The sequence below is a fragment of the Pseudomonas shirazica genome, from assembly GCF_015168335.1.
In the GTDB taxonomy this organism is placed as follows: domain Bacteria; phylum Pseudomonadota; class Gammaproteobacteria; order Pseudomonadales; family Pseudomonadaceae; genus Aquipseudomonas; species Aquipseudomonas asiatica.
The window spans coordinates 29,160-46,896 of sequence record NZ_CP063456.1; the positions used below are offsets into that span (position 1 = coordinate 29,160).

A 17,737-nucleotide genomic window follows, 5' to 3' on the forward strand; every position below is an offset into this window, starting at 1 on the left:
AACCAAGTTTGCGTGAATGAGGACCAATGTAATGGGTAAGAATGTCGTCGTCCTGGGCACCCAGTGGGGTGATGAGGGCAAAGGCAAGATCGTCGATCTGCTGACCGAACATGCTGCCGCCGTAGTGCGCTACCAGGGTGGCCACAACGCGGGTCACACCCTGGTGATCAACGGTGAAAAGACCGTTCTGCACCTGATTCCGTCCGGCATCCTGCGTGAAGGCGTACAGTGCCTGATCGGCAACGGCGTGGTCGTTGCCCCGGATGCCCTGATGCGTGAAATCACCAAGCTGGAAGAGAAGGGCGTGCCGGTGCGCGAGCGTCTGCGCATCAGCCCGGCTGCGCCGCTGATCCTGTCGTACCACGTTGCCCTGGACCAGGCCCGCGAAAAAGCCCGCGGCGAAGCCAAGATCGGTACCACCGGCCGCGGTATCGGCCCAGCCTACGAAGACAAGGTCGCACGCCGCGGCCTGCGCGTGGGCGACCTGTTCCACCGCGAGCGTTTCGCCGCCAAGCTGGGTGAGCTGCTGGACTACCACAACTTCCAGCTGGTGAACTACTACAAAGAGCCGGCCATCGACTTCCAGCAGACCCTGGACGAATGCATGGCCTACGCCGAACAGCTCAAGCCGATGATGCTCGACGTCACCGCCGAGCTGCACAACCTGCGTCGCGCCGGCAAGGACATCATGTTCGAGGGTGCCCAGGGCTCGCTGCTGGACATCGACCACGGTACCTACCCGTACGTCACCAGCTCCAACACCACCGCTGGCGGTATCTCCACCGGTTCTGGCGTTGGCCCGATGTACCTGGACTACATCCTGGGTATCACCAAGGCCTACACCACTCGCGTAGGTTCCGGTCCGTTCCCGACCGAACTGTTCGACGAGACTGGCGCTACCCTGGCCAAGCGTGGCCATGAGTTCGGCTCCACCACCGGCCGTGCGCGCCGTTGCGGCTGGTTCGATGCCGTGATCCTGCGTCGCGCCATCGACGTCAACAGCATCTCGGGCATCTGTCTGACCAAGCTGGACGTACTGGATGGCCTGGAAACCATCAACATCTGCGTTGGCTACAAGAACGAGAACGGTGCCGTCATCGACGCGCCTTCCGATGCCGACAGCTACATCGGCCTGGAGCCGGTGTACGAAGAGATGCCAGGCTGGAGCGAATCGACCCTGGGCGTGAAAACCCTGGAAGAACTGCCGGCTAACGCTCGCGCCTATATCAAGCGCATCGAAGAGCTGATCGGCGCGCCGATCGACATCATCTCCACCGGCCCGGACCGCAACGAGACTATCGTGCTGCGTCATCCGTTCGCCTGATCTGCCTTCCACGCTGATCTGACGCCGTGGCCCTGAAAGGGGCTGCGGCGTTTTCATTTGTGGGGTATGCCTGTACTGGCCCTATCGCCGGCAAGCCGGCTCCCACAGGGACCTCGCAACCCCCAAGACTTGTGGTGAACCTGTGGGAGCTGGCTTGCCGGCGATAGGGCCGGTGCAGGCAAGCACACTGCTGAACCTTGGCATTTATCCCTGCTGCCTCCGGCACAACCCTTGCTGTAAGAAGTTTCTGTAGATGCCATCAGAATAGTGGCGCCAGAAAACACGAGGGTTCACCGTGTCTGCCATCCTCTCACTGTTACGAAGCCGCCTTTTGCGGCCTGTGTTTGTTGCCCTTGGTATCGCTCTTTTGGTGCAGGTGCTGGTCGCCGTTGCGCTTACCCGAAGCACGGTCACCGCCCTGGAAGCCGACCTGGGTGAACGCCTGGGCAATGACAGCCGCCAACTCGCCAGTGAGTTGGAGCAAGCCGGGCAAGATGTGCGCTCAGGCCTCGACGGCCTCTCCAGCAGCACCCGCCAGCGCCTGAGTGCAGGTTTGTCGGCACGCCTGCAAAGCGAGCAGCAGCAGCTGCGCAGCACGCTGGAGAAGAACCTCAAGGACTCCGCCAACGATATGGCCGAGCTGCTGGCGTCGGTCGCACCGCGGGCGATCTGGGACAACGATGTGCCGGTGCTCTCCGACTTCGCGCGCCGCGCCCAGCGCAACCCCAACGTGCTGTTTGTGGTTTACGACGACGCTCAGGGCCAGCACCTTACCCGCTACCTGAACCGGCAGAACCCGATCAACCAGGCGTTGATGGAAAAAGGTCAGGGTGAGCGTGCGCTGGACAAGGTAATCGACGCGGCACGGCGGGACCCGGCGGTGTACTTCGTCGAGGCCTCGATCAGCCCCAATGGTGCGGAAATCGGCAAGGTGGTGATGGGTGTTTCCACGGCTGGCATCGACCAGGAGCTCAAGGCGCTCGACCAGCGCTTCGCCGCCCTTATCACCAGTGGTGAGCAACTGGTCGGTGACAGCCTGGTCGGTGCTGCGGCCGAGAGTGGCAACACCCTGCGCGAGCGTTTGGAAAAGGCCCAGGGCAGCGCCGCCGCGATGCAGGCCAATACAGCACAGACGGTTCGCGATGCTGCTGCAGAGCTGCGTTGGCGCATCGGCCTGGGGCTGGTGCTGGTCGGCCTTGGGGTGCTGCTGGTGGTAGCCGTGGTGCTTGGCCGGCGGGTGTTGAGCAAGCTGCGCCTGCTGATCGCTGCACTCGACGACCTCGCTGCCGGTGAAGGCGACCTGACCAAGCGCGTGCTGCTCGACAGCCGCGATGAAATTGGCGACATGGCCTCGGCGGTGAACCGCTTTGTCGACAAGCTGCAGCCCATCGTGCGCGAGGCCGGCGAGGTAGCGCAGCGTACCGGCGTTGAGATTGGCGCAATGGCCCAGCGCAATGCCGGCGCCGATGCTGCCGCTGCACTGCAACGCGATGAAGTGGCGGCCAGCCTGCGCGACCTGTCAAGCATGGCCGACGAGGCCCAGGCTGAAAGCCACGCGATGCAGGCAGCCCTGCAGCAGGTGGTGGATATCCGCCAGGCAACTGACGAGAACAGCCGCACATCGACCCAGCTAGCCGGTTTGATCGAGAACCTGGCCGGGCAGGTGGAGGCCGGCTCCCAGGTGATCGAGCGCCTGGCCAAGCAGAGCGAGCAGATCGAAGTGGTGCTGACGGTTATCCACGGCATCGCCGAACAGACCAACCTGCTGGCCTTGAACGCGGCCATCGAAGCCGCCCGTGCCGGCGAAACCGGGCGCGGGTTTGCCGTCGTGGCCGATGAGGTGCGGGCGCTGGCGAGCAAGACGCAAAGTTCCACAGGAGATATCCAGGCGCATATCGCCGCGCTGCAAAAGGGCGCCAAGGAAGCTGTGGCAACTATCAGCCAGGCCGGGCTCAAGGCCAGCGAAGGCCTGCTGGTGCTGCGCGACAACGAACGTCGCCAGCAGTCGGTGCAGGCGGCGGTGGAGCAGGTGCATGCAGCCATCGGCCTGGCCACCCGAGCGGCCGAGCAGCAGGCGAACGGGGCGCAGGCAGTGCGTGGGCGTGTGGAGACTATCCATGCTCAGGCTGAGCGCTCGGCTGAAGTGGTGATGCAGACCACGGCCAGTAGCAAGGTGCTGGATGACTTGGCGGCGCAGTTGCGGGCTAGCCTTGGCCAATTCCGCGCCTGATCAATGAGGGGTCTCGCTACGGTGTGCGCTGGCTTTGAATTGAGCGGTGGATCATTCTGTAAGGGTTCATGTGTTTACCAAGGGTTGTTAGGGGAACTGGTAAATCTGCCAGTATCCTTAGGGGAGCACGTTATACATACTGACGAGACTCTTGGGAGTTTTGCATATGGATTATTTATACAAGGGCTCGACGTTGGGCACGGTTATTACTGTGTCAAACTCAATAACTATCGTGGAGGGAGGACTGCGGATTGTGGCATTGCGCTCAATGCGATCTGGGCGATGCGAAATAATGAATGCAGGCACTGATCAGCAGGGTTCGATTCTGTCGTGGCAGGGTTCTAGCGAGTCCTGTCACGCCTACCAGAACTTCACTGCCTACGGGTATTCTCGGTTTTTGCATATTAATGTTGCCGGCTATCATGGAGTAGCTCGCGACAAGCTGACCGGACATTACCATTTTGGTCACGGATACAGGCAGTTGAACCCAGTATTGATGCGATTCAACAGCGCAGATGCATTAAGCCCATTCGGAGCGGGAGGGCTTAATGCTTATGCTTTTTTGCTCAATGACCCTGTAAATGGAACGGACCCTAGCGGAGCTTACAAAATTGGTGGGAGGGCTCTGGTATCTACTGATGATTTTGTCCTATTTGTTACGCAGCCAGCTCCCCGTATGCCTAGAGTTTTGAATGCGGTAGCTCATGCTAGGCCTGGCACGATAAAAATCGGTGGTGTTCGGCATACTCCGGAGAGGTATGTTGATTACCTGAAGGGATTGAAAATTGATCCTGCTGAGTTCGATCATCGTATTATCGGGTGTGGTACAGCGGACTCCCCGGGTGCTGGGCAACCCGCATTCATTGAAGGCCTTTCGGGCATTGTAAAAAGACCCGTTGAGGGTAATTCCGGTTTGGCGACTTACAAGCTGGAGCGCACGCTTAATCCAATGAGCCGGGAAGTGCATGTAAACGTGGAAGTTCCGGAAGTCAACCCCTTCGAGGTGGGTACGGAAAAGCATGCAAAATTCAATTACTCACCGGTAACGGTAGGTGCGATGGCGGATATAAGATCAAAAAAATGAAATTTTGGATCTCAATTGCTGTCTGATAGATCCTTGACTGGATGAATTTTGCGGCGAAGCCGACTTCGTCGACCGCCTGCAGTATTTGTATTGAAACTCATGTCGGGCTGCTGCGTGGCCCATCGCGACACAAGCCCTTTCGCATTCGCGACGTCATTTCGCGTCGCTTCAATGTGGCCGAGATTCAGGGTTTTTCTCTCTGCAGCCCCGAGTCTGTGCGAGAGGTGGGCGAGCGCGCCTGGACTTCTTCACTGTCGAGGACATCAGCGACCAGCAACTGGTGCTGACCTCGCGCGATACGCACCTGGCCGTCATGGTCTGCATGGATGTGTCGACAGGGGAGTGCGGCTTCCCGCAGTTGAACGTGACCACCTCGGTGAAGTGCTTCAACACCTTTGGGCGTTTGTACATGGTACCGGTTGGATGGGTTCATGGCGTGATCGTGCGGCGGATGCTGAGCAACTTGCAGGGCCATCGTTTCGAGCGTCGATAAGCAGCAGATTCTTACCTGATAAATCAGAATTTTTACCTGATGTTGTAGGTAACTTCCCAAAGTTTGCCTTGGTGAGCGCGTGCTATTGCGTGGCTTGGCACAGGGAACTAGTGTCAACCGGGCCTTGAGGCGACAGCGCTAATCCGCCGTGAGCTTTTCAGGCACAACCGCAAGACGACAATGTCAGAGCGTTGTCGTTATCAGCCCAAACATTACCAGGGAGAGGTAAGCATGGCTTTCGATGCTTATACTCAAATCACCGAAATCGCTGGTGAAGCGCTGGACGAGCAGTTCACTAACTGGATCGAGATCGCTGGCTATAAGTTTGGTGCCAACCAGAGCACCTCTGCCACCGCCAGTTCTGCGGGCGGCGCATCATCAGGTCGCACCACCCTCACCAACTTCTCTTTCACCAAGCACCTGGACAGCGCCAGCTGCAAGTTGCTGGAAGCCAGCTGTGCCGGCCAGCACCTGAAAGAAGTGAAGTTGGTGCTGTGTCGTGCGGGTGGCGACAAGCTCAAGTACTACGAGGTCGTCCTCGAAGAAGTGATCATCGCCGACTACACCCAGAGCGCCAGTGCTGGCGTGCCGATGGAGGTGGTGCAACTGAACTATGGCCGTATCAAGACCACCTACACGCGTCAGAAACGCCTCGATGGCAGTGCCGGCGGCAATGTGACCGGCGGCTGGGATCGCATCAGCAACAAGAAATATGCGTGAGGTGCGACCATGTCCGAGGCACGTAGCTTCATCAATCCCCAGGCACAATCCTATGAGTCGTTGAAGGCCGGCACGCCGATGTCGGCCAATCAGCGGGCCAAGTTTGATGTGTTGAATGCGCATATCGTCAATAGCGTGGTTGTCGGAGGGGAGCTGGTGATTGTTGGAGATCCCAGTACCCCATCGTGTACGAGCCATGAAGCATATTTGATGGCAGAGGCGGCGGGGATACACCATCAGCTTGAGATCAATGGCGCTGGGGTGGATGACTTCTTTCTGGATAACTATGAGATGTTGAAAGGCTTGCTCTCTCATACCTCCATGGGGGCAGGCGTTGTGAGCGATGGTTGGAGCAGATACCTCGATGCGATCAAGAGGACGTTGGAAGAAATCGAGATATTACATCGGGAGTATTTGAAAAACGGCACGCTAAAAGCGCGTGACGAATTTTATGCCAAGAGAATGGCATTGTTTATGAAGTTGGAAGGGCAGTTGAACAACATGGCTGCGTATGGTTCGGGCCTGAAAAATAAGGGATCGGTGAAAAGAGCGCTCGAGATATCTACCAAGAGCTACCTACATACAGGTGAGATTGCTGGATATGCCGAAAAGATTGCTGGCGTCTCGAAAGCGGCAAGTCTGATTAAGAAGGGCACTTATATCGGCTTGGGGCTCGACGTGGCTTCAACAGGGCTAAGTATCCATCATGCATGTACCTTTGGACGCTCTGAAGATTGCAGAAAGGCCAAGTATGTGGAAGGAGTCTCTCTGGTCGGCAGTACGGGGGGCTCGATCGCGGGCGGGTCTATTGGTGGATTTCTAGGGGGAACTGGATGCGTACTTTTCCTCGGAGTGACGACAGGCGGTCCGGGGGCCCTCGCGTGTACTGTCATTGGAGGCGCCGTGGGTGGTGCTGCAGGCGGTTCGGTCGTAGGTGATATCGGTGAGATGTTTGGTGAGTTGTTATATGAGGTGACGCAATGATTGGCTTCGACGCCAGGTGGTTAGGTCTTCCTTTAATGATGGCTATGTTCATGGTCATATTTATATGGGTTTATATTTCAGTTCGCTATGTGAGTTACATAGAGTCGTTGCTTTCTAATAGTTCAATGGTTTCTGGTAATAAAAATATTTTTGGTCAGGCGGGTTTGGTGGGTAAAGTGATGCGTACCGGCTCCGCATCCGTAATGTTGTCGATGAGGGCGATTTGCATTCGTAAAGGCCTTTTGGATCTTCAGGATGTAAAGAAATTTCCTGGTGGTTTGCGCCGTATGCTTGTGGGCTTGTGGTTTGTTCATGTCGCTATTTTTTTGTCGCTCATAGGTCTTTGGAGTTGGTTGAAATTGGAAGGCCATTAATTTGGTGTGTGGGTAGGCGAGTTTGCGCCGATCGCGGGCAGCACGGTGCCGGCGGCGGTGGAGCAAGTGCAATCTCCAGGCGCAATCGTATGAGTCGCTGAAGGCCGGCACGCCGATGTCGGCCAATCAGCGGGTCAAGTTTGATGTGTTGAATGCGCATATTGCCAATAGCGTCGTTTTCCCTGGCGAACTCGTGATCGTGGGTGATCCAAGCACCCCCTCCTGCACTAGTCATGAAGCTTTTCTCATGGGTAAGGCGGCTGGGATACACCTTGATATCGAGTTGAACGGAGGGGGAATCGATGGATTCTTCCTAGAGAACTATGACCTGTTGCAGAGCTTGTTGACCCGTGCGTCTATAGGTGCAGGTGCAGCCAGTGATGCCTGGAACAAGCATCTTGAGGCTATCAAGAAAACGCTAGAGGAGATTGATCAACTGCATCACAGCAGGTGCAGGGACTGTCGCTTGCGTGTTGCTCGGCGGAGTGGCTGGAGGTAGTGTAGGTGGGGCGTTAGGAGAAATGGGTGGCGAGTTTCATGGAGAAGTTTTATATGAGGTGCTGCAATGACCAATGTGCAGGTCGCGGTGCTCGGAGTGTGTTTGTTTGCATCACCATTTTTAATGTTTGGAACGTGGATTGTAATTGCATACCGCTTCCTTGATAAGGTCGAGGCAAGCTTCTCAAATAGTCCCATGGTTGTGGGAAGCAAAGCAATGTATGCCCGTGCTGGTATGCTTGGGCAGATTATGCGTTTGGGGTCAGTTTCCGCGATGCTATCAATGAAGGCTTTTTGCATTCGCAAAGGTATGTTGGACAGTGAAGATGTCCGCAATGCCCCTCAAAGCCTTAAAAAACTACTGGTTTGGTTATGGCATGCTCACGTGCTGCTTTTTGTCTTGCTGGCTATGTTCTGTGTTTGGATAAGGTTTCTGAGATGACGGGTTTATATTAATGAAATCCGGGTTGGTCACCAGTCTGGACCCGCTCTCCGCCTTATTCAAATACATCCGTATAGTCAGCAAATACACCGGTAACCCGATGCCGCGATCAACAACGCCGCATAAGGCGCCGCCGCAGCGAAACAGCAGTTGGTTAGCCGGGTGGCGTTGAGCGCACGTTATCGCGGGCAGTATTTACAAGCATAGACGCCAGGGGGCATAACAGACATGCTGGAGAACGAAACCTTCAATCGACTCGGAACCAATCATAAAATATCGGCGAGCATCTACAATCTGATCCTCGGCGCAGTACTGCTGTGGGGCTTCTTCGTCAACTGGTATCTGGTAATCACGGTGCCGCCCGATATTGTTCGTTCCATCCCCATGATGCTGTTCCTGGTTGGCTACTTGATCACCGCGTTAGCGGGTGTCGCGATCATCTTCAAATCTGAAAAGCCGTTGTACAGTTTCCTCGGCTACAACCGGATCGTGATTCCGGTCGGGTTGCTGCTTGTCATCGTCCTCCCAAAGTACTCACATGAAAACATCGTGAATGCCTTGCAAGCGACCGTCTTGCTAACCGTTGCCATGATGTTGCTGGGGTCTGTATTCCCCCGCTTCTTCAAGCGCATCAAGGCGTCATTATGCATAGCTTTGATAGCTGTGATCTTCGTTGAATTGGCGCAGGTTTGGTTATTCGGTATCCATCTCGGGGTAATGGATTGGATCACTGCACTGATCTTCTGTGGCTATATCGGGGTTGATTGGGGGCGTGCGAACCAGATTGAGCGTACCGTGGATAATGCAATAGACAGCGCTGCATCGCTGTATCTAGACATTATCAATCTGTTTCTGCGGGTCTTGCGAATCATGTCCAAGAAGTGAGTTGCCCAAGTGGCTTAATGCCCAGGCCGCATGGCGGCCTGGGCAAGCTTTCAAGCCTTGTTCAAATACATCCGCGTTGTAAGCAGATAAACCGGCAACCCCGAAACCACAATCAACAACGCCGCATAAGGCGCTGCCGCCGCGAACTCGACGTTGGCCGTGTGCGCCCACACCTCGGTGGCCAGGGTGGTCATGCCGGTCGGGCTGAGCAGCAAGGTAGCTGTCAGTTCCTTCATGGCATCCAGGAACACCAGGGCAAAGGCTGCCGCCATGGCCGGGAAGATGATCGGCAGGGTCACCCGGCAGAACGCGGCAAAGCTGCTCGCGCCCAAGGTCCGTGCCGCTTCCTCCAGGGTAGGTGAAGCCTTGTTCAGTGCGGTGCGCACCGGCGACTGCGCCAGCGGCAGGAACAGCAGCGCATAGGCCAGCAGCAACAGTGCCGTGGTCTGGTACAGAGCCGGCACGTAATGCAGGGCGAAGAACACCAGGGTCAGGGCAATCACCAGGCCGGGCAGGGCGTGCAACAGGTATGGCAGGCGCTCGGCCCAGATTGCCAGGCGGCCCTTGTAGCGCACCACCAGGAAGCTGATTGGCAGGGCTAGCAACACGCAGAAACCGGCACCACCCAGCGACACCGACAACGAGGTGAACAGCGCCTTGGAAATGGCTGCCACGGGGAATGCCGCCGATGAACCCACGCTCAACCAGTAGCCGAGCATGGCCAGCGGAATACCGCTGCCCAACACCGCCAGGCCCACGCAGAACAGTTGCGCCAGCACTGCCCAGCCACGCAGCCGCACCGGTTGTGCTCGCCGCGCCACACCCTGGCCGATGCGCACATGACGGGCTTTGCCGCGTACCCGCAGTTCAAGCCACAGCATCACCAGGCACATCGCCAACAGTACGGCGGACAGCATGGCCGCGTTGGCATTGCTGAACTCCAGTTCGAACTGCTGGTAAATCGCCGTGGTGAAGGTTTGCAAGCCGAGGATCGACAAAGCGCCGAACTCCACCAGCATGTGCAGGGCGATCAGCAGCGCGCCGCCCAGCATCGATGGCCACAGCAGCGGCAGGGTGACCTTGATGAATACGCCCCAGCGGCTGCAGCCCAGCGTACGTGCCGATTCCTCCAGCGAGGTATCGAGGTTGCGCAGGGTCGCGGCCACCGGCAGGAACACCAGTGGGTACTTGGACAGGGCCATGACCATGATCGCCCCGCCCAGCCCTTCGAAGTCCGAGCTCAGCGACACCCAGGTGAAGCTGCTGACGAACGACGGCACGGCGAACGGCAGGCACAGCACCACGCCCCACAACCGGCGGCCGGCCAGGTTGCTGCGCTCCAGCAGCCAGGCCAGGGCCAAGCCGACCACCATGCAGGTCAGCGTCACCCCGACCATCAGCATCAGGGTGTTGCGCATCAGCCCCCAGACAAACGGCCGCCACAGCAGGTGCAAGGCTTCGCGCCAGCCGGCCTCCCAGGCTTTCATGGCAACGTACAGCAAAGGCAGCAAGCTCATCGCTACCAGGAACAGCACAGGCAGCACCACCCAGACGGAGGGGCGCTTGCGGCGCAGTACGAAGCGTACCGGCACCGGCTCGGACAGGGCGGCAGTCATCAGAGCAGGCCGACCTCGCGCTCAAGCTCGATCGCTTCCTCGGCATTGCCCAGGTCGGCTGGTGAGATCTTCGGCGGGCGCAGGTCTTCGAACGGTTTCAGGCCACGGTCGGAGACCATGCCTTTGTGCAGCGGGTACTCGGCGGTGGTCTGGGTGATCACGCGCTGGCCTTCTTCGCTGGCCATCCAGTTGAGCAGGGCCTGGGCTTCTTTCGGGTGCTTGCTGGCCTTGACCACGGCTGCGCCGGAAATGGTGACCAGGTTGCCGGCATCGCCATCGGCCAGGTAGTAGAGCTTGGTGTCCAGCTTGCCGCGCTCGCGCTCCAGCGCATACCAGTAGTAGTTGTTCACCAGTACCGCAGCCACTTCGCCTTTTTCCACGGCTTTGAGGGCGACCATGTTGTTGGTGTAGGTCTTGCCGAATGCCTTCAGGCCGGTCAGCCATTCTTCGGTGGCTTCTCGCCCGTGCATCTTCAGGATGGCCACGGCCTGTTCCTGGAAGGCGCCGCTGGTGGGCACATAGCCGACGCGGCCTTCCCACTCGGGGTTGGCAAAGTCCATCACTGTGGTCGGCAAGTCTTTCTCGTCGACCTTCTTCGGGTTGAAGACGACGATGCGCGTACGGGCGGTGATGCCCATCCAGGTGCCGTTGGCGCCTACATACTCCTTGGGCATCATGTTCGCGGTGGCGTCATCGATCTTTGCCAGTAGGCCCAGTTCGCCCAGGTTGTTCAGGGGAGGGGACTCTTCGGTGTAGATGATGTCGGCCGGCGAGCGTTCGCCTTCCTCGATGATCTGGCTGGCCAGCTGGTTGCTGCTGCCCTTGCGAATATTGATGTGGACGCCGGTTTTGGCCTCGTAGGCCTTGGCGATGGCCTCGCCGATTTCCTTGTGCTGACCGTTGTACATGGTCAGGGTGACCGGTGCGTCTGCCATGGCGGCCGGAGCGCCAACGACCAGGCTCAGCACGGCGGCGGCCAAGGTACGCATCAGCGGTTGCGGGCGGATCGTCATGCGGGTACTTCCTCGCTTACGGCTACATATTTGGAAACAATGGTAAACGAAATCGTTTCTCAAGTGGCTGGGTGACGAGAAATTCATGGTCAGACCATGGTGCAAGAGTCTGAAGGTGTGTTGGCTGTGCTGGCCTCTTCGCGGGTAAACCCGCTCCCACAGGTGCATCACAGGTCTTGAGGGGAGTGAAATACCTGTGGGAGCGGCTTTAGCCGCGAAGAGGCCAGCACAGGTTTGCACCTATGACCGAAAAGAGGAGGGATACAAAAATCGCAGGCAAGAAAAAACCCACTAGCAAGCTAGTGGGTTTTTGTATGGTGCCCAGGAGAAGACTCGAACTTCCACGACCGTTAAGTCACTGATACCTGAAACCAGCGCGTCTACCAATTCCGCCACCTGGGCAAAGCTTTACATCATCTGGAGAAGGCGACTATCGTTCGCTTTCACACAGTAGTAACAGATCCTTGGTCATCTGTTACTTGAAAATATTTGGTGCCCAGGAGAAGACTCGAACTTCCACGGCCGTTAAGCCACTGATACCTGAAACCAGCGCGTCTACCAATTCCGCCACCTGGGCACACATTCGAGATTACTTGATGCTTTACAGCGCCGCTCATCTCTACTACAACTTCGGGGTTGTCCGTCGTTGTGGTGCGCACTATACGGACGGTCCGGGGGGCTGTAAACCCCCCAAGCAAAAAAAATTTCAAAAAATTCAACTTGTTGATTCCGCAGGCCTATTCGTCCTCGCCAGACACGCCGGTGGGGCTGTCCAAGGCTGACATTTCCGGTTTCAATACGCCTATGCCAGAATTCCTATCTATATACCCCAAGGTGAACCCCTTCTGATGGCCGATTGGCAATCCCTCGATCCCGAGGCCGCTCGCGAAGCGGAAAAATACGACAACCCTATTCCCAGCCGTGAGCTGATCCTGCAGCGCCTCGCCGACCGTGGCGAACCGGCCGCACGCGAGGAGCTGGCGGCCGAGTTCGGTCTTTACGACGAAGACCAGATCGAAGCCCTGCGCCGCCGCCTGCGTGCCATGGAGCGCGATGGCCAGCTTATCTATACCCGGCGCGGCACTTATGCCCCGGTAGACAAGCTGGACCTGATCTGCGGCCGCGTCTCCGGTCACCGCGACGGCTTCGGCTTCCTTATTCCGGACGACGGCAGCGAAGATCTGTTCCTCAGCCCGTCGCAAATGCGCCTGGTGTTCGACGGTGACCGCGGCCTGGCCCGCGTCTCTGGCGTCGACCGCCGTGGCCGCCGTGAAGGCGTGCTGGTCGAAATCATCTCCCGCGCCCACGAAAGCGTGGTCGGCCGTTACTTCGAAGAAGGCGGTATCGGCTACGTGACCCCGGACAACCCGAAGATCCAGCAGGAAGTGCTGGTCACCGCCGGGCGTAACGGCGGGGCCAAGATCGGCCAGTTCGTCGAGATCAAGATCACCCACTGGCCGACGCCGCGCTTCCAGCCGCAAGGCGATGTGGTCGAGGTCATCGGCAACTACATGGCGCCGGGCATGGAAATCGACGTTGCGCTGCGCAGCTACGATATCCCGCACGTCTGGCCCAAAGAGGTGATCAAGGAGGCGCGCAAGTTCCGCTCCGAAGTCGAAGAGAAGGACAAGGAGAAGCGCGTCGACCTGCGCCACCTGCCGTTTGTCACCATCGACGGCGAGGACGCCCGCGACTTCGACGACGCGGTCTATTGCGAACCGCTGGGCAAGCTGCGCCTGTTCTCCGGCGGCTGGCGCCTGTATGTGGCCATTGCCGACGTGTCCAGCTATGTGCGCCTGGGTTCGGCCCTGGACGTCGAGGCCCAGCAGCGCGGCAACTCGGTGTACTTCCCCGAGCGCGTGGTACCGATGCTCCCCGAAGAGCTGTCCAACGGCCTGTGCTCGCTGAACCCGCATGTCGATCGCCTGGCCATGGTCTGCGAAATGACCATGAACAAAGCCGGCCAGATGGTCGACTATCAGTTCTACGAAGGCGTCATCCACTCCCACGCCCGCCTGACCTACAACAAGGTCAGCAGCATGCTCGAGCACTCCCGCACCCGTGAGGGCAAGGCGCTGCGCGAGGAGTACAAGGCAGTCGTGCCGGACCTGAAGAACCTGTACAACTTGTACAAGGTGCTGGTGGAGGCCCGTCACACCCGTGGCGCGATCGACTTCGAGACCCAGGAAACCCGCATCATCTTCGGTGACGAGCGCAAGATCGCGGAAATCCGCCCGACCGTGCGCAACGACGCCCATAAGCTGATCGAGGAATGCATGCTGGCGGCCAACGTGGCCACCGCCGAATTCCTGCAGAAGCATGGCGTGCCGGCCCTGTACCGCGTGCACGACGGCCCGCCGCCGGAGCGTCTGGAAAAGCTGCGCGCCTTCCTGGGCGAACTGGGCCTGACCCTGCACAAGGGCAAGGACCCGTCGCCGAAGGATTACCAGGCACTGCTGGCGAGCATCGCCGGGCGCCCGGACTTCCACCTGATCCAGACCGTGATGCTGCGTTCGTTGAGCCAGGCGGTGTACAGCACCGACAACAACGGCCACTTCGGCCTGAACTACGAGGCGTACACCCACTTCACCTCGCCGATCCGTCGCTACCCGGACCTGCTGGTGCACCGCGCCATCCGCAGCATCATCCGTTCCAGGGTCGACACCCCGCACGTCAAGCGTGCTGGCGCCATGAGCATTCCCAAGGCGCGTATCTACCCGTACGACGAGAACACTCTCGAGCAGCTCGGCGAGCAGTGCTCGATGACCGAGCGCCGGGCCGATGAAGCCACCCGTGACGTGGTCAACTGGCTCAAGTGTGAGTTCATGAAGGACCGCGTCGGCGAAACCTTCCCGGGTGTGATCACTGCGGTAACCGGTTTCGGCCTGTTCGTCGAGCTGACCGATATCTATGTGGAAGGCCTGGTGCACGTCAGTGCGCTGCCGGGCGACTACTACCACTTCGACCCGGTGCACCACCGCCTGTCTGGCGAGCGTACCGGTCGCAGCTTCCGACTGGGCGACACGATCGAGGTCAAGGTCATGCGCGTCGACCTGGACGAACGCAAGATCGACTTCGAAGTGTCGGAAAAGACCCTCGCCGCCCCGATCGGCCGCAAGCAGCGTGGTGCCGCACCGGCTGCCGGTCAGGCCGAGCAGGCCCCGGTCGAGGCCAAGGCCACACCGAAGCCGCGCAGCCGCAAGAGCGAGACCGCCGAGGCGTACTTCCCGAAAGACGCTGTGCAGCGTAACGCCGAAGTGCGCAAGAGCCGCGAAATGAAGAAGGCACTGATGAGCGAGGCGCGCAGTGGCGGCCATGCCAGCAGCAAGTCGGAAAAGGGCGGCAAGGCCTCCGGCAAGCCGACCAAGCACCGTAAAGGCCCGTCGAAGTCCGGCGCGCCACGCAAGAGCAAGAGCAAGTCATGAGTCAGCTGGAAAAGATCTACGGCGTGCACGCCGTGCAGGCATTGCTGCAGCACCATCCGAAGCGGGTCAAGCAGATCTGGCTGTCGGAAGGGCGCAGCGAGCCGCGCCTGCAGGCGCTGCTGGCGCTGGCCGCGGAAAATCGCGTGGCGGTCGGCCAGGCCGAGCGTCGTGAGATGGATGCCTGGGTAGAAGGCGTGCACCAGGGTGTGGTCGCCGAGGTGAGCCCGAGCCAGGTCTGGGGCGAATTGATGCTCGAGGAATTGCTCGAACGCACCGAAACACCACCGCTGATCCTGGTGCTGGACGGTGTGACCGACCCGCACAACCTTGGCGCCTGCCTGCGTACCGCCGATGCCGCCGGCGCCACGGCAGTGGTGGTGCCCAAGGACAAGTCCGCAACCCTGACACCGGTCGTGCGCAAGGTGGCCTGTGGCGCTGCGGAGGTGATCCCGCTTGTGGCTGTGACCAACCTGGCGCGCACCCTGGAAAAACTGCAGCAGCGTGGCCTGTGGGTGGTAGGTACCGCCGGCGAGGCCGAGCAGGAGATCTACCAGCAGGACCTGACTGGGCCGTTGGTGATGATCATGGGCGCGGAAGGCAAGGGCATGCGCCGGTTGACCCGCGAGCATTGCGATTTCCTGGTGAAGTTGCCGATGGGCGGTAGTGTCAGCAGCCTGAACGTGTCGGTGGCGACTGGCGTGTGCCTGTTCGAGGCTGTGCGTCAGCGTCAGGCCAAGCGCTGATCTTCAGTCTGTACCGGCCTCTTCGCGGGTAAACCCGCTCCCACAGGGATCGCACAAGGCCTAAGCCCTGTGGGGTATCTGTGGGAGCGGGTTTACCCGCGAAAGGGCCGGCAGTCTGTAATGTGTTTCAGGCTGTTCAAATATTCACCAATCACCTTGCTTGTACGCCTCGCCTTCTCTACAATTGCGCCCCTTGCCGAGCTGGCAGGCGCGCATGTGCCTCCCCTCCGTGCAAGACATACAGTGTCATTCACTCCTTGTCTGACCAGATTCGCTGGCAGACTACTAACCCGTAAGGAGCATTCATGCGTCATTACGAAATCATCTTCCTGGTTCACCCGGACCAGAGCGAGCAAGTCGGCGGCATGGTTGAGCGTTACACCAAGCTGATCGAAGAAGATGGTGGCAAGATCCACCGCCTGGAAGACTGGGGCCGTCGTCAACTGGCCTACGCAATCAACAATGTTCACAAGGCTCACTACGTGATGCTGAACGTTGAGTGCACCGGCAAGGCCCTGGCCGAGCTGGAAGACAACTTCCGCTACAACGATGCCGTTATCCGTAACCTGGTCATCCGTCGTGACGAAGCCGTTACCGGCCAGTCCGAGATGCTGAAGGCTGAAGAAAACCGCAGCGAGCGCCGTGAGCGTCGTGAGCGTCCTGAGCATGCTGAATCCGCCGACGGCGACGACAGCAATGACAGCGACTCCAGCGATAACGCTGACGAGTAATCCACGGACCTTTAGAGGAGCCTATTAAATGGCACGTTTCTTCCGTCGTCGTAAATTCTGCCGCTTCACTGCTGAAGACGTGAAAGAGATCGACTTCAAAGATCTCAACACCCTGAAAGCTTACGTATCCGAAACCGGCAAGATCGTTCCAAGCCGTATCACCGGTACCAAAGCTCGTTATCAGCGTCAGCTGGCTACCGCTATCAAGCGCGCCCGCTTCCTGGCCCTGCTGCCCTACACCGACAGCCACGGCCGCTGAGACCGGGTCGTCGACAAGCAGTAAGGGATTAGCATGCGAGCGTTAGCAAGTTTCATCATGCGCGGTCGTGTGCAGGCCACCCTGGTGGTGGTCATCAGCGCGGTACTGCCGCTGCTGTTCTGGTTGAGTGCCGCTGCCGGCAGCCTTGTGCTGCTGCGGCGTGGGTTCAAGGATGCTACAACGGTCATCGCCGGCGGCCTGCTGGCCGGGCTGGCCGTGTGGGTCATGGGCGATCCCATCACCTTTCTGGTGATCGCGGGTGCCCTGGGCCTGGCTGCGCTGTTGCGCGCCGAGCATCCCTGGAGCCGGGTGTTGCTGGTCAGTGCCGTGTTCGCCGTGGCTTTCAGCCTCGTGCTCGATCTGGCGCTGGCGCAAACCTTCGATGTACTGGCCAAGGCCTTTGCCGAAGCCATGCCGAAAATCGAGGGGCAGCCGGTGCTCTCCGGTGAGCTGATCCGCCCTGTGCTGGTCGCTTCCACAGCAGTGACGGTGCAATTGTTCAGTGTGCTGGCCTTGGTGCTGGCGCGCTACTGGCAGGCAGCGTTGTACAACCCTGGAGGCTTCGGTCGCGAGTTTCGCGCCCTGAAGTTGCCGAAACAGACCATGGCGGTCTTGGTGGCAGTGATGGTGGTGGCCCCGTTCATCGGGCCGCAGTTCATCGTCCTGGCATCGGCCTCGAGCCTGGTACTGGTGCTGGCCGGCATCGCCTTGATGCATGGGCTGGTGGCACAGGGTCGACTGGCCGGTTTCTGGCTGGTGGGCATGTACGTGACGCTGCCGCTGATCATGCAGCTGATTTATCCGTTGCTGGTGGTTCTGGCCATTGTCGACAGCCTGATTGATTTTCGCGGTCGCAAGTCCCCCAAGGGGAATGACTCCGCGAACGGTGAAGGTTAAAAGTTAAGAGGTTTTACCA

15 protein-coding genes, 2 tRNA genes and 3 pseudogenes are annotated in these 17,737 nt (G+C 59.0%); 16 read left to right on the forward strand and 4 right to left on the reverse strand.

Translation table 11 applies throughout. The features are described from left to right. Positions 1-31 precede the first annotated feature (31 nt). The 11 genes and pseudogenes from IMX18_RS00130 to IMX18_RS00170 all read left to right on the forward strand — a co-directional run bounded on the left by IMX18_RS00130 (position 32) and on the right by IMX18_RS00170 (position 9,034). A complete protein-coding gene (locus tag IMX18_RS00130) occupies positions 32-1,324 on the forward strand; it encodes an adenylosuccinate synthase (RefSeq protein WP_013974430.1) in 1,293 nt (430 codons plus the stop codon). A 1,111-nt stretch (positions 1,325-2,435) separates the two neighbouring features. Further along, positions 2,436-2,648 (forward strand): annotated as a pseudogene (locus IMX18_RS28300) (methyl-accepting chemotaxis protein); the annotation flags it as partial. A 201-nt stretch (positions 2,649-2,849) separates the two neighbouring features. Beyond that, a complete protein-coding gene (locus IMX18_RS28305; protein WP_371857126.1) occupies positions 2,850-3,554 on the forward strand; it encodes a methyl-accepting chemotaxis protein in 705 nt (234 codons plus the stop codon). A gap of 166 nt (positions 3,555-3,720) precedes the next feature. Continuing rightward, positions 3,721-4,638 (forward strand): RHS repeat-associated core domain-containing protein, encoded by a 918-nt coding sequence (locus IMX18_RS00140; protein WP_100413018.1) that lies wholly within the window; start codon positions 3,721-3,723, stop codon positions 4,636-4,638. Between the two features lie 131 nt (positions 4,639-4,769). Continuing rightward, a pseudogene (locus IMX18_RS00145) lies at positions 4,770-5,131 on the forward strand (DUF2867 domain-containing protein); the annotation flags it as partial. A 231-nt stretch (positions 5,132-5,362) separates the two neighbouring features. Then, on the forward strand, positions 5,363-5,851 hold the full coding sequence (locus IMX18_RS00150; protein ID WP_054572157.1) for an Hcp family type VI secretion system effector: 489 nt from the start codon (positions 5,363-5,365) through the stop codon (positions 5,849-5,851). Between the two features lie 9 nt (positions 5,852-5,860). Continuing rightward, on the forward strand, positions 5,861-6,835 hold the full coding sequence (locus IMX18_RS00155) for a hypothetical protein (protein ID WP_100413019.1): 975 nt from the start codon (positions 5,861-5,863) through the stop codon (positions 6,833-6,835). Beyond that, positions 6,832-7,209: a hypothetical protein gene (locus IMX18_RS00160; protein WP_217189974.1), complete on the forward strand. Its 378-nt coding sequence runs from the start codon at positions 6,832-6,834 to the stop codon at positions 7,207-7,209. Before IMX18_RS00155 ends, IMX18_RS00160 begins: the two co-directional genes overlap by 4 nt. A 22-nt stretch (positions 7,210-7,231) precedes the next feature. Then, positions 7,232-7,651: pseudogene (locus IMX18_RS27875) on the forward strand (hypothetical protein); the annotation flags it as partial. 123 nt (positions 7,652-7,774) lie between these two features. Continuing rightward, positions 7,775-8,149 carry a hypothetical protein gene (locus IMX18_RS00165; protein WP_054572154.1) on the forward strand — a complete coding sequence of 125 codons (375 nt, stop codon included), beginning with the start codon at positions 7,775-7,777 and terminating at the stop codon, positions 8,147-8,149. Between the two features lie 228 nt (positions 8,150-8,377). Further along, a complete protein-coding gene (locus tag IMX18_RS00170; RefSeq protein ID WP_100413371.1) occupies positions 8,378-9,034 on the forward strand; it encodes a Bax inhibitor-1 family protein in 657 nt (218 codons plus the stop codon). Between the two features lie 50 nt (positions 9,035-9,084). On the opposite strand, the gene IMX18_RS00175 is transcribed toward IMX18_RS00170, so the two are convergent. The 4 genes from IMX18_RS00175 to IMX18_RS00190 form a co-directional block, all read right to left on the reverse strand. Then, a complete protein-coding gene (locus IMX18_RS00175) occupies positions 9,085-10,650 on the reverse strand; it encodes an ABC transporter permease (protein WP_100413370.1) in 1,566 nt (521 codons plus the stop codon). Then, positions 10,650-11,663 (reverse strand): extracellular solute-binding protein, encoded by a 1,014-nt coding sequence (locus tag IMX18_RS00180; protein WP_054572153.1) that lies wholly within the window; start codon positions 11,661-11,663, stop codon positions 10,650-10,652. The genes IMX18_RS00175 and IMX18_RS00180 overlap by 1 nt, the downstream gene beginning before the upstream one ends. Positions 11,664-11,978: 315 nt before the next feature. Further along, positions 11,979-12,065 (reverse strand) — tRNA-Leu (locus IMX18_RS00185). A gap of 88 nt (positions 12,066-12,153) precedes the next feature. Further along, positions 12,154-12,240, reverse strand: a tRNA-Leu gene (locus tag IMX18_RS00190). A 271-nt stretch (positions 12,241-12,511) separates the two neighbouring features. Here IMX18_RS00190 and rnr point away from each other — a divergent pair. From rnr to IMX18_RS00215, 5 genes are all read left to right on the forward strand, one after another. Continuing rightward, on the forward strand, positions 12,512-15,088 hold the full coding sequence (gene rnr, locus IMX18_RS00195; RefSeq protein ID WP_039613525.1) for a ribonuclease R: 2,577 nt from the start codon (positions 12,512-12,514) through the stop codon (positions 15,086-15,088). Continuing rightward, positions 15,085-15,831 (forward strand): 23S rRNA (guanosine(2251)-2'-O)-methyltransferase RlmB, encoded by a 747-nt coding sequence (gene rlmB, locus IMX18_RS00200; protein ID WP_003259007.1) that lies wholly within the window; start codon positions 15,085-15,087, stop codon positions 15,829-15,831. Before rnr ends, rlmB begins: the two co-directional genes overlap by 4 nt. A 305-nt stretch (positions 15,832-16,136) precedes the next feature. Next, the gene (gene rpsF / locus IMX18_RS00205; RefSeq protein WP_013974420.1) at positions 16,137-16,562 is read left to right on the forward strand and encodes a 30S ribosomal protein S6; all 426 of its coding nucleotides are present in this window, start codon (positions 16,137-16,139) and stop codon (positions 16,560-16,562) included. Between the two features lie 28 nt (positions 16,563-16,590). Next, entirely contained in the window at positions 16,591-16,821 is a 231-nt protein-coding gene (gene rpsR / locus IMX18_RS00210) for a 30S ribosomal protein S18 (RefSeq protein ID WP_003249563.1), read from the forward strand. 33 nt (positions 16,822-16,854) lie between these two features. After that, complete coding sequence (locus tag IMX18_RS00215; RefSeq protein ID WP_003259010.1) at positions 16,855-17,718, forward strand: hypothetical protein; 864 nt, start codon at positions 16,855-16,857, stop codon at positions 17,716-17,718. The last annotated feature ends 19 nt before the right edge of the window (positions 17,719-17,737 follow it).

Bases quoted from the DNA above. Each gene is read 5' to 3' on its own strand.
- IMX18_RS00140 (WP_100413018.1), top strand. From the start codon at position 3,721: ATGGATTATTTATACAAGGGCTCGACGTTGGGCACGGTTATTACTGTG.
- IMX18_RS00170 (WP_100413371.1), top strand. From the start codon at position 8,378: ATGCTGGAGAACGAAACCTTCAATCGACTCGGAACCAATCATAAAATA.
- IMX18_RS00150 (WP_054572157.1), top strand. From the start codon at position 5,363: ATGGCTTTCGATGCTTATACTCAAATCACCGAAATCGCTGGTGAAGCG.
- IMX18_RS00215 (WP_003259010.1), top strand. From the start codon at position 16,855: ATGCGAGCGTTAGCAAGTTTCATCATGCGCGGTCGTGTGCAGGCCACC.
- rlmB (WP_003259007.1), top strand. From the start codon at position 15,085: ATGAGTCAGCTGGAAAAGATCTACGGCGTGCACGCCGTGCAGGCATTG.
- rnr (WP_039613525.1), top strand. From the start codon at position 12,512: ATGGCCGATTGGCAATCCCTCGATCCCGAGGCCGCTCGCGAAGCGGAA.
- IMX18_RS00160 (WP_217189974.1), top strand. From the start codon at position 6,832: ATGATTGGCTTCGACGCCAGGTGGTTAGGTCTTCCTTTAATGATGGCT.
- rpsF (WP_013974420.1), top strand. From the start codon at position 16,137: ATGCGTCATTACGAAATCATCTTCCTGGTTCACCCGGACCAGAGCGAG.
- IMX18_RS00180 (WP_054572153.1), bottom strand. From the start codon at position 11,663: ATGACGATCCGCCCGCAACCGCTGATGCGTACCTTGGCCGCCGCCGTG.
- IMX18_RS00175 (WP_100413370.1), bottom strand. From the start codon at position 10,650: ATGACTGCCGCCCTGTCCGAGCCGGTGCCGGTACGCTTCGTACTGCGC.
- IMX18_RS00130 (WP_013974430.1), top strand. From the start codon at position 32: ATGGGTAAGAATGTCGTCGTCCTGGGCACCCAGTGGGGTGATGAGGGC.
- rpsR (WP_003249563.1), top strand. From the start codon at position 16,591: ATGGCACGTTTCTTCCGTCGTCGTAAATTCTGCCGCTTCACTGCTGAA.
- IMX18_RS00165 (WP_054572154.1), top strand. From the start codon at position 7,775: ATGACCAATGTGCAGGTCGCGGTGCTCGGAGTGTGTTTGTTTGCATCA.
- IMX18_RS00155 (WP_100413019.1), top strand. From the start codon at position 5,861: ATGTCCGAGGCACGTAGCTTCATCAATCCCCAGGCACAATCCTATGAG.
- IMX18_RS28305 (WP_371857126.1), top strand. From the start codon at position 2,850: ATGGCCGACGAGGCCCAGGCTGAAAGCCACGCGATGCAGGCAGCCCTG.